We start from the raw sequence: 13018 nt of genomic DNA on the forward strand, positions 1-13018 counted from the left end.
TGCTAATTAGGCATAGAAATAGTGCAACTCAACCCTCCCTCTAAGGACTAAACATAACGGGGATTAGGAAATACTTCCAGTCCCCATTTTCTTTATGTAGGAACGCACCTCACGAGGCTGCGTCAGAATAGAAAGTAAGTTCTAAGTTAGACGACTTGAGTTTCTCCTCTTATGAGACTTGAACGCTTGCTGGTGTCTGCTTTTTCTACTTGTTTGATGTGCGTTCCTCTGGCAGTCAGCGTTCCTATTAAACCTGCACTCGCCCAATTTAGGGGTGAAGAACAGATAGGCATCGATGTCTACAAAATCGTTAGCCCTGCTGTTGTCACCATTAGCGTAGGTGAAGGTATAGGTTCTGGCAGTATTATTAGCCCTGAAGGGCTTGTTATAACTAATTTCCACGTTGTTCGGGCAGCTAGAGGCGGTCAAGTTGCCGTAAGAACAAGCAATGGCAAACGTTACGCAGGCCAGGTAATAGGGGCTGATCCGAATAATGATTTGGCTCTGGTGCGAATGGCAACGCAAGAGCGTTTTCCTACCGTGCGTCTGGCAAATTCGGCTGGCATTCAGGTAGGCCAACGGGTTTATGCTATTGGCAGTCCCTTCGGATTGTCGGGAACGTTTACCACAGGCATTCTTAGTCGCGTCGGTCGCAATGGAGATTTGCAAACGGATGCAGCAATCAATCCAGGTAATTCGGGCGGTCCGCTATTAAATTCACGCGGGGAATTGATTGGCGTAAACAAGGCTATTTTAAGCGCTGGAGGACAGGGAAATATTGGGATTGGGTTTGCTACAAGTGCGGTTATTGCTAGAGATTTTATTCAACAAAACCGTAACCGAAAAATCCCCGATTCAATAGCTATGCGTCGAGCGCCTTCGGGGCCACGCTTGGGGGTTAGTGTTGATTCTGGGAGCATGGTGATTGTAAACATAGAACCAGGTTCAATTGCTGCGAACTTGGGATTTCGACCCGGAGATCAGCTAGTAGCTATCAATGGTCGGCGTCTAACAAGTGTTGACCAATTGCAGGCGTTTTTGGAAACACGTCCGAGTTCAGCTATTTTTACTGTGGCTCGAAATCGCCGCTTAGGAAATGTTCGCGTGCGGTTTTAAAACTAGCAAAAGCGTGGAGCGTCCCAGCAGGCAAAGGATAAAGGCAAAAGTCAAAAAAAAGAATTTGTAGCCGTTTTTAGCCGCAATAATTAGCAGCGCTTTGATGTGCCCTTAAGCCTGGAAGTGCTTAAATTTTGCGAACAGCGGAGCCAAATATAATTTGATATTTAATTTGCCATACTCAAATAAAAAAGCCCGCATATGCGGGCTTTTTTAATATACAAGTTTCAACCTGCGCGATGCACGGGTTTAACGCTTGGCTAGCTTCTTCGTGACTTTCCGCAGACGAATTGACTTAGGCGTAACTTCCACCAATTCATCGGGGCCGATGTATTCCAAAGCACGCTCCAAACTCATATCTACTGGGGCTTGCAACTGCACCAACTCTTCACCGCCAGAGGCGCGGTGGTTTGTCAGCTGTTTGGCCTTGCAGAGGTTGAGTTCCAAGTCTTGAGGACGGTTGTTTTCGCCCACAATCATCCCCCTGTAAATCTTCGTACCAGGGGTAATAAAGAATACACCCCGGTCTTCAGCATTTTGGAGTGCGTAGTAGGTAGCGACTCCCTCTTCAAAGGAAATCAACACACCGTTGCGACGCGCTGAAATATCTCCGCTGAGGGGGCGATAGTCGAGGAAGCTGTGGTTCATAATCCCGTCGCCCCTTGTCAGTCGCATGAATTCACCCCGGAATCCCACCAAGCCACGCGCCGGAATTACAAATTCTAACTGGGTGCGACCGTTGCTGCCAATTAGCATATCCTGCATTTCGCCTTTGCGCTGCCCCAAACGTTCGATACAGCTACCTGCTGCATCTTGGGGAACATCGAGTACCAAGCACTCGAAGGGTTCGCAGGGTTGACCGCTGACTTCGCGGTAGATAACTTGTGGCTGAGATACCTGAAACTCATAGCCTTCGCGGCGCATGTTTTCAATTAGGATACCCAGGTGCAATTCACCGCGTCCTGAGACGAGGAATTTATCGGGGGAGTCGGTTTCTTCGACGCGCAAGGCGACGTTGGTTTCTAGTTCGCGGAACAAGCGATCGCGCACTTGTCTGGAAGTAACCAATGTCCCTTCCTGTCCGCAAAATGGCGAATCGTTGACGCTGAAGGTCATCTGCAAAGTGGGTTCATCCACTTTAATCAGCGGCAATGCTTGGGGTTCATCTGGACAAGTAATCGTCTCGCCAATGTTGGCATCAGCAAAGCCCGCTACTGCCACAATATTCCCCGCCGAAGCTTCTTGCAACTCAATGCGCTTCAGGCCTTCAAAGCCCATCAACTTACTAACTTTGGTCTTAACAATCGCGCCGCTTTCAGTCACCAAAGCAGCTTGTTGCCCAGCTTTGATAGTGCCGTTGTGGATTCTACCAATTACAATCCGCCCCACGTACTCAGAATAATCCAAGGTTGTGACTTGCAGTTGCAGCGGCTTGTTGGGGTCGCCGACTGGTGGTGGTACGTGGCGGAGAATTGCCTCAAACAGAGGCTGCATATCTGTCGCCTCACCCTCCAATTCTGCTTTAGCATAACCTGCTAAACCGGAGGCAAATAAATAGGGAAAGTCGCACTGATCTTCGTCTGCGCCTAGTTCTAGGAACAGATCCAAGACTTTATCTATAGCCTTGTAGGGTTCTGCTTGGGGACGGTCGATTTTATTGACGACTACGATAGGACGCAATCCCTTTTCTAGGGCTTTTTTCAGCACAAATCGCGTCTGAGGCATGGGGCCTTCGTTGGCATCTACAATTAGCAGACAGCCATCAACCATGCCCAACACCCGTTCGACTTCGCCGCCAAAATCGGCGTGTCCGGGGGTATCTACAATATTTACCAGCGTTTCTTTGTAGCGAACGGCTGTGTTTTTAGACAGAATTGTAATGCCCCGCTCCCGCTCAATGGCGTTGGAGTCCATAACGCAATCTGGAACTTCTTCCCCTTCGCGGAAGATGCCGGATTGTTTGAGAAGGGCATCAACGAGGGTGGTTTTACCGTGATCGACGTGGGCAATAATCGCAACGTTGCGGATCGGGAGGGACATAAAGACTGAGGTCTGAGTTTTTATACTGGGTGGGGGGATTCAATAACAGAATTTTTGCCAGAGTCTTAAGTCTGTAAAGAATCCTTAATAATTTTAGCTTATTATCAACGCTCTTGGGGCAGATAACGATCGCGATCGCATGCTAAAAAATAAATTTTAGCTTTGCTAGCAACTAGCATCATGTCTACGAAAAATTCACCATAGTAGTTCGCGTTCTTTTATGGTGGCGGAATTGCTACTCTTGGGCTGAGAATCTTAAGCTATAAAATTCAGCAGTCTGGGATGCTTAATGCTGCTGAGTTTAAAAATGTGCAAATGCGTATTTCTCGGCTGCATAAAAGCTAGCTAGTCTTTGTAGGCATGTGTTGGATAGCCCAAATTTGATCGCCGTTACCAGTCCTTTCCATCTGTACATTTCTTCTATGGTGCGCGATCGCCTAAACATCAAAGCATAGAACCCTACCCAAAATTCTGGCGCTTTGTGTCCGTTCTGTTTCCAGCGCTTGCGCCACGCAACCATATCTTTACCTTTGGGGGGCGCTACTTCTAATATTGGTGGAATGTCGGCGTAGCTGACAAATGTAGTTAGTCCTTCTGCTACAACTAACAGCACGTAACGCCAGAAGCGTATTTCCCGAATCTGTTCTATCTTTACCTTCAGGTGTAAAGCGATCGCGTCAGCTGTAACAAACCTCGACAGTTCGGGCAGTACTTCCGATTCATAGATAAATTTTGGTAACATAGTAGGTGCATCCCACTTTATGGGACTTTTTGTTTTACTAAGCGATCGCCCTACAGTTTTCCACGCCGTTGGGCGATCGCTTTTTAACTTATATACTAGATTAGTTGTTATATCAACTGTATGTCAAGAGGCGGATTGGTCAGGTTGCGAATTAAAGAGTTTGCCGCTAAAGAGGGGTGGACGCTTAAGGAAGTTTCCGATCGTTCAGGAGTCCCCTACGGCACGGTGAAAACTTACGCAGTTTCTTCGGGAATGGCGATGGCTGATGTTAGTGCATTATGCAAGTTGGCTCGTGCGTTTGATGTATTAATTGAAGACTTGGTTGAAGTTATTAGGGAGTAACAGCATGCATAATGGCGATCGCTCAGGTAGTTAGGAAAATCGCCAGCTCCCGCAGTACCCTTGATTGATAGATAAATTTTGGTAACATAGTAGGTGCATCCCACTTTATGGGACTTTTGTTTTACTAAGCGTTCGTCCACTGGTCTGCTAAACTGAAGGGCGATCGCTTTTCAATATCTAAAATATTTTAGTTTAAATTTAAACTCTATGTCAAGATCGGAATTAGTAAAATTGCGGATTAGAGAGTTTGCCGCTAAAGAAGGCTGGACGCTAAAGGAGCTTTCAGAACGTTCCGGGGTGTCGTACAGCACGATAAAAACTTATGCAGTTTCACAGGGAATGGTGATGGCTGACTTAGCAGCGCTACGCAAGTTAGCTCGCACGTTTGATGTGTTAATTGAAGATTTGTTAGAAGCGGTGGAAGAGTAGAAATTAGTCGGCGATCGCGCCTGAAGCGGGGAGTATTTCAGACTGTATAAAAATTCAGTTAAGCATCAGGAATTATTGTACTGAATGCAAGTATGTCGCACGCTAAAATTATTACCGAACTTACTCCCGAACAAGAAGCGTTGATTCCAGTTTATCGGGAAAAATGGAGAGAGATGGCTATCGCCTATCGCTTCGCTACCGCCCTCTCTACAGAACCAATAGCTCGTCAAAAAGCCAAAGAAGCATTAATTTTAGTTATTTTTCAGGCTATAACCAAAATAAACTTAAGCCTCTTTAGAAACAAGTATTATGACATTGAATCCAAGCATAGAAGAAATTAAAGCCGCCATCTTCTATCTGGCAGTCTCGGAAATTGTTGCGCTAATGGCAGATATTGAAGAAAGAGTTGAGACAGCTAGAATGATGCAACTAGCAGAGACAGGATTTCAGGAGTGGAACGATCGCGAGGAAGATATCTACAATTTAAAACTTGCTTGAGGGGATGGACATCAATAAGATTTTAGTAGCGATGTCGGAGATAATTGTGCCCTCAGCAGCGATCGCCGCTGAGATTTGGGGCTAAAATGCGATCGCGCTGGGCATACCCAAGTTGCTTCCTTCAGACTGTGGCACAATTAACGCTAGCCTCTCAAATTCGCGAACAATGGCTTGGGAAACTGGGCAAAATTTACACGGTGGTAGGTACATCATTGAAACGCCTCTAGGCGTTGGTGGTGTTGGCATCACCTATCTAGCCAGGGATAGAAAAGGCAATCGAGTTGTCATCAAGACACTGAAAGACGAAGTGCTGGACAATCCAGAAATGTCATCGTTTCGGGAGAAATTTCAGCAAGATTTCCGAGATGAGGCGTTACGTCTAGCCTTGTGCAGACACCCCCATATCGTGCAGATTGACAACGCATTCCATGTAGGCTCGCTACCCTGCATGGCGATGGAATATATTGAAGGCGAAGATTTATGGAAGCGCGTTAACAAGTTGGGCGTGCTGACAGAATTAGAAGCATTACACTACATACATCAGATTGGCGAAGCGCTGACAATAGTACACGATAAAGGCTTGCTGCATCGAGATGTCAAACCGCACAACATCCTGGTGCGATTGGATAAATCAGAAGCAGTTTTGATTGATTTTGGTATTGCACGGGAGTTTATTCCGGATCTTACCCAGCTTCACACCCAAGCACTAACGCACGGCTTTGCACCCATCGAACAGTATGCAGAAGAAGCGAAGCGGGGAGAATATACAGATGTGTATGCGCTAGCAGCAACACTGTATCATTTGCTAACAAGAAAAGTGCCGACTCCTGCATTTGCGAGAGCTGCTAAAGTTCAGCTTGATGCACCGAATAAAATCAATCCTAATATTAGCGATCGCGTAAATCAGGCAATTCTCAAAGGCATGGAGTTTGAAGCCGAGAATCGCCCTCAGTCAGTACAAGAATGGTTGCAATTATTAGAATTAGAAGCAAGCAGCCTTGAAGAAGAAGGCGATACTTTACCTCTACCAACTATTGAACCACCACCAACGACGCAAATTACTTGTTTCCCCCCAACAGTTGTCACTAAAAAAGTTAACGCTGACGATCTTAATTCAGAGGTAGGGATAGATTACTCTACACTGCAAGATTTACTAGCAGCTGGCAAGTGGGAAGAAGCAGATTTAGAAACTGCTGCTGTCATGCTGAAAGTAGCCAGGAGGGAAAAAGCAGGCTGGCTAGATTGCGAACACATGGAGAATTTTCCTGCTGAAGATTTAAGCACGATCGATCGCTTGTGGGTGAAATATAGCAACGGACGCTATGGCTTTAGCGTACAAAAATGCATCTATGAAGCGTGTGGAAAAGATTATGTTTTATTTGGCGATCGCGTCGGCTGGCGATTTAAAGGAAATTGGCTGTGGTGGAACGAGCTAACTTTCACATCTTATGCTCCCCCAGGACATCTTCCCGGTTGGCGGGTTGGCGGTTCCGGAGGTGTTTGGGGATGCTTTGTTACTGGTAGCGGTTTTCTACTTTCGCGACAAGATTTATAGGTTTTTGGTAATAGGTAATAGAGATTGCTCCGCTATTGTTAGCAACACTTCGCGATTAATAATTACCCGGTTTCCATCCCTGATTTCCTATTATGCTGACACAACGGTTTACTGAAGCGCTTACTTATGCAACCGAACTACACGCGAAGCAAATTCGTAAGGGTTCGGGAGTTCCTTATATATCTCATTTGTTAGGAGTGGCTAGTATAGCGCTGGAACATGGAGCAAATGAAGATGAGGCGATCGCTGCTCTACTTCATGATGCCATTGAAGACCAAGGCGGTGCAGCAACAAGAGAAGAAATTTGCCGCAGATTTGGCGATGTAGTGACAGAAATTGTCGATGGCTGCACCGATACGGACATTACACCAAAACCACCTTGGCGACAGCGCAAAGAAACTTATATCGCACACATTCCGACTGCTTCAGCTTCAGTACGTCTTGTTTCGTGTGCCGATAAATTGCACAACGCCCGTTCAATTCTTAATGATTATCGTATCTTGGGCGATTCACTTTGGGAACGCTTCAAAGGAGGGAAAGAAGGAACGCTTTGGTATTATCGCGCTATGGTAGAGGCATTTCGCATAGCGGGTTCTACGCCTCTAGTTGAAGAATTAGAGCGGGTGGTGGTAGAAGTAGAAAAATTAAGCAGCGATCGCCATTAATAACTAACAAATAAAGATTGTAGTGTCATTAATGCTTAAAACATAATGACACTACCGCTAGGGATACTATTCCCTGCGATCGCTATAATCTTCAGACGACGTAGGATCTAATTCCCAGCGGCTATCGTCACGCTGTTCTAAGATTTCATTGGTGCGAAGAAAGGCGCGATCGTCCATTTCCAACCCCACAGCTTTTTCCAATTCTTCAGTTACGTTTTGATCGGGAGTCGCAACGGTTCCACCAACTGCTTCATCCCCAACCGCATCTGCTTGTTCCCAAGCTGCATCAAGATCGCCGCCAGTAAGTGAAGGACTGGTGGATGTGTATAGCTCCAATTCATCCCGCAACATCTTGGAATCCCGATTATTTTGCGGCGCTTTAGGGACACCAGTTTCAACAGCAGTATTTTCCTGCGGCGGAGCCTCCTGGTTAAGTTCGTCGGCTTGCTTTTTAGTTTGTTGATCTGGTTTAGCGGCCATAATGGTTAATCCCTATTAGTATTTCCACATATGCAAAGTATCTAATTGGGAAGTAATGAGAAATCCTCAAATAGGTGGAAAAGGCTGGGGTTATTCAAGCAATTTTCTCATTTAATCAGGCATTATTAATTGCGACTTTATTTTACTTCACTATTTTTAATCTTCTTATAGCCTTTAGAGTGAATTACAGCTATAACTTTGGAGGTAAGTATAGCTATCAATATCTCTGTCTGTGGGTGAAAGCAGACCCTTGGAGCGAATGCATAGTCTTATGTTAAGAGGCTATTTGTGCGTCTGCTAGTGATTGCCAAATATTGCGCGATACACAAAAAAGCAGGCATCAACAGCAGCGATCGCGCCTTAAGTCTGTAAAGGTTCGTTTACAGCTAACCCCTGTGTCAACTATTTGGACACCAAGCCGTTTCCTAATGGGGTTTGATGACGAAGCAGGTAGATTGTTGCGTGTTTGTAGAACCAATGCAGGCCGTTTTAGGAGGGACAGATAGATTGAAATACGATCAGTTCATAAAACACGTTCGGACAGTTGCCCAGCGGACTTATCGTGAGGAGGCGGAGTGCGCCACGATAGCCACCTTGGAAACAATTAGAGACCGCATAGTTGGAGACGAAGCCAAAGACTTAGCTTCACAACTGCTAGCAGAACTGAAACAGTATTTGCACGGACGAGAGGGCGAAAACGGTAAATTCTTTTCTCTCGAAGAGTTAGTTAAGCGCGTAAGTGAGAAAGAAAAAATTCATATTCCGGCTGTATTCAGAGTTCTGCAACAAGCAATTACGCCAGGGAAGTTTGTCGATTTTAAGGCTAATTTTTCAGAGGATTACGCCGATATGTTCGCAGCTTTGAGCAAAGTTTAAAGCTGAATAGGAAAAACATATTTTAAAAAAGTTGATTAAGAGGAAAAATAATGGCACAATCTAACAATCAAGACACAAAAAAAAGAGTAGCCATTCTCATCGAGAACGGCGTTGAAGATGATGAGTTTCAAGTACCTTATAAAGGGCTACAAATGGCCGGAATTGAGGTAGTTGTACTCGGTTCTCGCACGAATGAAAACTATGCGGGCAAACAGGGCAAAGTGGCAATGAAAGCCGATGGCACGACAACAGAAGCGATCGCTTCTGATTTCGATGCTGTTATTATCCCAGGTGGCTATGCTCCAGACATGATGCGGACTAACCCAAATACAGTGCGTTTCGTACAAGAAGCAATGGAGCAAGGAAAAATCGTTGCTGCTGTTTGTCACGGCCCGCAAGTTTTAATTGAAGGCGATTTGCTAAGGGGCAAACAAGCCACAGGATTTATATCAATTCGCAAGGACATTATAAATGCTGGCGCTAACTATATAGATGAGCCATTAGTAGTTGATGGCAACCTGATAACTTCCCGTCAGCCTGGAGATTTAGCAATTTTCACTACAGCAATTCTCAGCCGTCTCGGTTATGGTGGGAAAGAAGTTGAAATGCCCCATGAGAGCGATGTTAGTGCTGAATGGTGGAAGCTAGCTAATACTTGGGGTGGGTCAACAAAGGGGGACATTGTTAAAGGTTTAAACACTGCACTTGCTGGTGAAAGATATTCGCGAGAAGCATTTACCAGCTATGCTGAAAAAACAACAGATGCGGAGTTGAAATCTTTTCTCCAAGACATGATTACCAACAAAGAGCAGCACATCCTCAAGTTGGAATCGCGGCTTAACTCTTTAGGCGAACAACCATCCATACCCGCCCAAAATGCTGATAAATATGCCAAGCTAAAAAATTCGCTACAGGGAACTGATGAAACATTCCTAATGCGTAGCACGCTAGGCGATTTACAGACGGGTATTGTAGACGTGAATAACCTGCGGAATAAATTCACAGATCCAGTAGCGACTGCAATTTTCAGTGAGATTGAAATCGATCTGTGCAAGTACGAACAGTGTCTAGCGCACCTTTATAAGGCGCGGTTAGGAGCAAAACCTGCCAAACCAACATCTGCTCCTGCTGTGAAAATGTAAGTTTGTAGCCCGGTATTACCGGGCTAATAATATGAGGTTTAAAGATGAGTAGAAGATTGGAAGGAAAAGTTGCCATTATCACTGGTGCTGGCACGGGAATTGGAGAAGCGATCGCGCACAAATTTGCTAAAGAAGGCGCTACTGTTATTGTCAGCGGTCTGCCCGACGATCCCATAAATAAGGTAGCAGAAGCGATTAAGCAATATGGCGGCCATGCTATGGCTTACGGGGGTGATGTGTCAGAAGAAACACACGCTCAAGCTTGTATAAAAGTTGCCATTGACTACTTTGGACGGCTGGACATCTTAGTAAATAATGCGGGTGTTTTCCTGGCGACTGCGGAAACTCAGGACTATCCGATAGACGTATTCGATCAAACAATTCGGATGAACATCCGTTCTGCGTTTTTGATGACCAAATACGCCCTGCCTTACCTGCAACAAACACGCGGTAATATTGTTTCTGCTGGCTCAGAAGCTGGTTTTAACGGACTTTCTCAGAACTCACCCTACGGCGGAACAAAAGGCTGGATGCATTCCTTTATGAAAGGAGTTGCTGTCGAGCAAGCAAAATATGGTATCCGCGCTAACTGCGTTTGTCCCGGTCCAATTGATACCGCTTGGACGCATAAAGAAACGGGGCCAATGGATTCCAAAATGGAGAAAATGCTGATTAATGCTACTCCAATGGCGCGACGCGGTACGCCGGAAGAAATGGCAAATGTTTATGCATTTATTGCCTCCGATGAAGCTAGTTATGTCACTGGTGCATTGTGGCTAGCTGATGGAGGTGTTACGGTTGCTAAAGGAGCAGTAGGCGAAGAAACACCGCAGAATCTCCGTAATGAACCGCAGGGGGAATTGCGTCTAGATCATGCTCAGGAAGGGTTAGAGAACAAAGATTTTCAAACAATTCGCTAAGGCGAAATTAGCCTAAAACTGCCTATTAACGCGATCGCTTGTTGGTCAGAGTTGGGATTAATAAAAATCTACTTTGCCGAACAGCGCCAATCATACAAATCCAAAATTCAGAATCCAAAATCGATATGACATCAACACCACAGGATAAAAGTAGCAATCAACCCAGTCAAAGCGGAAGTAGCAATGTCAGCGATGCCGAACGTTGGGCGTCGTTAATTGGTGGCGGCGCAATGGTGCTTTATGGTTTATCTCGCGGCTCTCTTCGTGGTGCTTTAACCGCGCTTGCAGGCGGAGGTTTAGCATATCACGGTGCGACTGGAGAAAAAAGTTTACCTGAAACTATAAAGGGCACAATACAGGACAAAGCGGGCATGAACCAAAGTATCAAAGTTGAAAAAACATTAACGATTAACAAGTCGCCAGAAGAACTTTATAACTTCTGGCACGACTTTGAGAACTTGCCCACATTTATGAAGCATCTCAAATCGGTGAAAGTTTACGATCAGAAGCGATCGCACTGGGTTGCAACTGCGCCGATGGGTGCTAGCGTCGAGTGGGATGCTGACATCATTAACGACCAACCAAACAAATTGATTGCGTGGGCTTCAGTTGAAGGCGCAGATGTTGATAACTCAGGTTTTGTGCGCTTTACACCAGCACCCGCAGATCGCGGTACTGAAGTAAAAGTTGTCATCGAATATAACCCCCCTGGCGGTGCAGTAACAGCAGCGATCGCCAAACTCTTCGGCGAAGAACCAGAACAGCAACTTGGAGACGATCTGCGCCGCTTCAAAATGCTCATGGAAGCTGGGGAAATTGCCACAACAGAAGGGCAACCCTCCGGTCGAAAGTAACAATTCCATTTCGCTTTAAGTTAGTAACAGATCCGCTTTAAACCCCCTCTCGTTCCCAGGCGCAGCCTGGGAATGTTGAGTGTTGGGGGAGCGTTATCTGGCGGCTTAAAGCAAAAACTTTATAATCCAAAATCCAAAATCTAAAATACAAAATCGAGATGAAAGCAGTTTGCTGGCACGGCGCTAACGATGTGAGGGTAGAAACGGTTCCAGATCCGAAAATACTCAACCCCCGCGATGCCATTCTTAAAATTACATCAACGGCAATTTGTGGTTCTGACTTACATATTTACGGCGGCTACATCCCTACAACGCAGCCTGGTGATATTATCGGTCACGAATTCATGGGGGAAATTGTCGAAGTTGGTAGCAAAGTAAAGAATTTACAAGTAGGCGATCGCGTAGTAGTTCCTTCCACAATCGGCTGCGGTCATTGCAACTACTGCTCCCGCGCTATGTGGTCGCTGTGCGATAACGCTAACCCCAACGCTTTCATACAAGAAGCATTGTTCGGGTTTCCTACATCAGCAATTTACGGTTACTCTCACGCATTCGGCGGTTATGCAGGCGCTCAAGCTGAATATGTGCGCGTACCTTTTGCCGATGTTGGTGTTGTCAAAGTCCCCAAAGACTTGCCCGACGAAAAGCTTTTATTCATCTCCGATGCCATCCCCACTGGTTACATGGGCGCGGAATTATGCGATATTCAACCAGGCGATACCGTAGCAGTTTGGGGCTGCGGTGCGGTCGGTCAATTTGCGATGATTAGCGCCTATATGATGGGTGCTGAAAAAGTTATAGCAATCGATCGCTTCCCAGAACGTCTGCAATTAGCTAAGGAATTTGCTAAAGCCGAAGTTATTAACTACGAAGAAGTTGATGCAGGCGAAGCGCTTAAAGAAATGACGGGCGGAAGAGGGCCAGATGCGTGTATTGATGCAGTCGGTTTAGAAGCGCACGGCGTTGGTTTGGAAGATATGTATGACCAAACAAAGCAGAAATTGCGCTTAGAAACAGACCGTCCCCACGTACTGCGGCAAATGATGGTTGCTTGTCGCAAAGGTGGCACGCTTTCTATCATGGGCGTTTACAGCGGCTTTGTTGACAAAATGCCTTTTGGTGCAGCCTTTAATAAAGGGTTGACATTCAGAATGGGTCAAATGCACGGGCAGAAATATATGCACAAGTTGCTGGATTTAGTTTTGGATGGAAAACTCGATCCCTCGCAGGTTGTTACTCATCAATTACCCTTAGAAGAAGCCGCGCACGGGTACAAAATTTTTCAACAAAAACAAGATAAATGCATCAAAGTTGTACTCAAACCATGATGCATTTTAGATTTTGCCCTTGAGGAGAAAC

At 45.7% G+C, this 13018-nt stretch carries 15 protein-coding genes; 12 read left to right on the forward strand and 3 right to left on the reverse strand.

The annotated features are described in order from the left end of the window. The first annotated feature begins 171 nt into the window (after positions 1–171). Complete coding sequence (locus H6F77_RS08295; RefSeq protein WP_190487210.1) at positions 172–1116, forward strand: S1C family serine protease; 945 nt, start codon at positions 172–174, stop codon at positions 1114–1116. A gap of 249 nt (positions 1117–1365) precedes the next feature. Here H6F77_RS08295 and typA read toward each other — a convergent pair whose 3' ends face one another. Together typA and H6F77_RS08305 are read right to left on the reverse strand one after the other, a co-directional pair. Then, the gene (gene typA / locus H6F77_RS08300; protein ID WP_190487212.1) at positions 1366–3156 is read right to left on the reverse strand and encodes a translational GTPase TypA; all 1791 of its coding nucleotides are present in this window, start codon (positions 3154–3156) and stop codon (positions 1366–1368) included. Between the two features lie 301 nt (positions 3157–3457). After that, positions 3458–3898: a hypothetical protein gene (locus H6F77_RS08305; protein WP_190487214.1), complete on the reverse strand. Its 441-nt coding sequence runs from the start codon at positions 3896–3898 to the stop codon at positions 3458–3460. 120 nt (positions 3899–4018) lie between these two features. On the opposite strand from H6F77_RS08305, the gene H6F77_RS08310 reads away from it, so the two are divergent. The 6 genes from H6F77_RS08310 to H6F77_RS08335 all read left to right on the forward strand — a co-directional run bounded on the left by H6F77_RS08310 (position 4019) and on the right by H6F77_RS08335 (position 7387). Further along, positions 4019–4240: a helix-turn-helix domain-containing protein gene (locus H6F77_RS08310; RefSeq protein ID WP_190487216.1), complete on the forward strand. Its 222-nt coding sequence runs from the start codon at positions 4019–4021 to the stop codon at positions 4238–4240. 207 nt (positions 4241–4447) lie between these two features. Beyond that, a complete protein-coding gene (locus tag H6F77_RS08315) occupies positions 4448–4669 on the forward strand; it encodes a helix-turn-helix domain-containing protein (RefSeq protein ID WP_190487218.1) in 222 nt (73 codons plus the stop codon). A gap of 92 nt (positions 4670–4761) precedes the next feature. Next, entirely contained in the window at positions 4762–5010 is a 249-nt protein-coding gene (locus H6F77_RS08320; protein WP_190487518.1) for a hypothetical protein, read from the forward strand. Next, positions 4979–5167, forward strand: a complete 189-nt coding sequence (locus tag H6F77_RS08325) for a hypothetical protein (protein ID WP_190487220.1) — start codon at positions 4979–4981, stop codon at positions 5165–5167. The genes H6F77_RS08320 and H6F77_RS08325 overlap by 32 nt, the downstream gene beginning before the upstream one ends. Before the next feature lie 166 nt (positions 5168–5333). Next, positions 5334–6722 carry a serine/threonine-protein kinase gene (locus H6F77_RS08330; protein ID WP_190487222.1) on the forward strand — a complete coding sequence of 463 codons (1389 nt, stop codon included), beginning with the start codon at positions 5334–5336 and terminating at the stop codon, positions 6720–6722. 92 nt (positions 6723–6814) lie between these two features. Beyond that, entirely contained in the window at positions 6815–7387 is a 573-nt protein-coding gene (locus H6F77_RS08335) for an HD domain-containing protein (RefSeq protein WP_190487224.1), read from the forward strand. A gap of 66 nt (positions 7388–7453) precedes the next feature. On the opposite strand, the gene H6F77_RS08340 is transcribed toward H6F77_RS08335, so the two are convergent. Continuing rightward, the gene (locus H6F77_RS08340) at positions 7454–7867 is read right to left on the reverse strand and encodes a DUF6335 family protein (protein ID WP_190487226.1); all 414 of its coding nucleotides are present in this window, start codon (positions 7865–7867) and stop codon (positions 7454–7456) included. Between the two features lie 438 nt (positions 7868–8305). Between H6F77_RS08340 and H6F77_RS08345 the strand changes: the two genes are divergently transcribed. The 5 genes from H6F77_RS08345 (at position 8306) to H6F77_RS08365 (ending at position 12987) form a co-directional block, all read left to right on the forward strand. Then, positions 8306–8743 (forward strand): DUF2267 domain-containing protein, encoded by a 438-nt coding sequence (locus tag H6F77_RS08345; RefSeq protein WP_199321233.1) that lies wholly within the window; start codon positions 8306–8308, stop codon positions 8741–8743. 50 nt (positions 8744–8793) lie between these two features. Continuing rightward, positions 8794–9885: a DJ-1/PfpI/YhbO family deglycase/protease gene (locus tag H6F77_RS08350; protein WP_190487228.1), complete on the forward strand. Its 1092-nt coding sequence runs from the start codon at positions 8794–8796 to the stop codon at positions 9883–9885. Between the two features lie 44 nt (positions 9886–9929). Next, positions 9930–10805, forward strand: a complete 876-nt coding sequence (locus H6F77_RS08355; RefSeq protein WP_190487230.1) for an SDR family NAD(P)-dependent oxidoreductase — start codon at positions 9930–9932, stop codon at positions 10803–10805. A gap of 125 nt (positions 10806–10930) precedes the next feature. Further along, positions 10931–11659 (forward strand): SRPBCC family protein, encoded by a 729-nt coding sequence (locus H6F77_RS08360; protein ID WP_190487232.1) that lies wholly within the window; start codon positions 10931–10933, stop codon positions 11657–11659. Positions 11660–11817: 158 nt separating this feature from the next. Further along, entirely contained in the window at positions 11818–12987 is a 1170-nt protein-coding gene (locus H6F77_RS08365) for a zinc-dependent alcohol dehydrogenase (RefSeq protein WP_190487234.1), read from the forward strand. The last annotated feature ends 31 nt before the right edge of the window (positions 12988–13018 follow it).

Source organism: Microcoleus sp. FACHB-831, assembly GCF_014695585.1.
Classification (GTDB): domain Bacteria; phylum Cyanobacteriota; class Cyanobacteriia; order Cyanobacteriales; family FACHB-T130; genus FACHB-831.

Coding starts and splice junctions, on each gene's coding strand:
- H6F77_RS08295 (WP_190487210.1), top strand. CDS start 172: ATGAGACTTGAACGCTTGCTGGTGTCTGCTTTTTCTACTTGTTTGATG.
- typA (WP_190487212.1), bottom strand. CDS start 3,156: ATGTCCCTCCCGATCCGCAACGTTGCGATTATTGCCCACGTCGATCAC.
- H6F77_RS08305 (WP_190487214.1), bottom strand. CDS start 3,898: ATGTTACCAAAATTTATCTATGAATCGGAAGTACTGCCCGAACTGTCG.
- H6F77_RS08310 (WP_190487216.1), top strand. CDS start 4,019: ATGTCAAGAGGCGGATTGGTCAGGTTGCGAATTAAAGAGTTTGCCGCT.
- H6F77_RS08315 (WP_190487218.1), top strand. CDS start 4,448: ATGTCAAGATCGGAATTAGTAAAATTGCGGATTAGAGAGTTTGCCGCT.
- H6F77_RS08320 (WP_190487518.1), top strand. CDS start 4,762: ATGTCGCACGCTAAAATTATTACCGAACTTACTCCCGAACAAGAAGCG.
- H6F77_RS08325 (WP_190487220.1), top strand. CDS start 4,979: ATGACATTGAATCCAAGCATAGAAGAAATTAAAGCCGCCATCTTCTAT.
- H6F77_RS08330 (WP_190487222.1), top strand. CDS start 5,334: ATGGCTTGGGAAACTGGGCAAAATTTACACGGTGGTAGGTACATCATT.
- H6F77_RS08335 (WP_190487224.1), top strand. CDS start 6,815: ATGCTGACACAACGGTTTACTGAAGCGCTTACTTATGCAACCGAACTA.
- H6F77_RS08340 (WP_190487226.1), bottom strand. CDS start 7,867: ATGGCCGCTAAACCAGATCAACAAACTAAAAAGCAAGCCGACGAACTT.
- H6F77_RS08345 (WP_199321233.1), top strand. CDS start 8,306: ATGACGAAGCAGGTAGATTGTTGCGTGTTTGTAGAACCAATGCAGGCC.
- H6F77_RS08350 (WP_190487228.1), top strand. CDS start 8,794: ATGGCACAATCTAACAATCAAGACACAAAAAAAAGAGTAGCCATTCTC.
- H6F77_RS08355 (WP_190487230.1), top strand. CDS start 9,930: ATGAGTAGAAGATTGGAAGGAAAAGTTGCCATTATCACTGGTGCTGGC.
- H6F77_RS08360 (WP_190487232.1), top strand. CDS start 10,931: ATGACATCAACACCACAGGATAAAAGTAGCAATCAACCCAGTCAAAGC.
- H6F77_RS08365 (WP_190487234.1), top strand. CDS start 11,818: ATGAAAGCAGTTTGCTGGCACGGCGCTAACGATGTGAGGGTAGAAACG.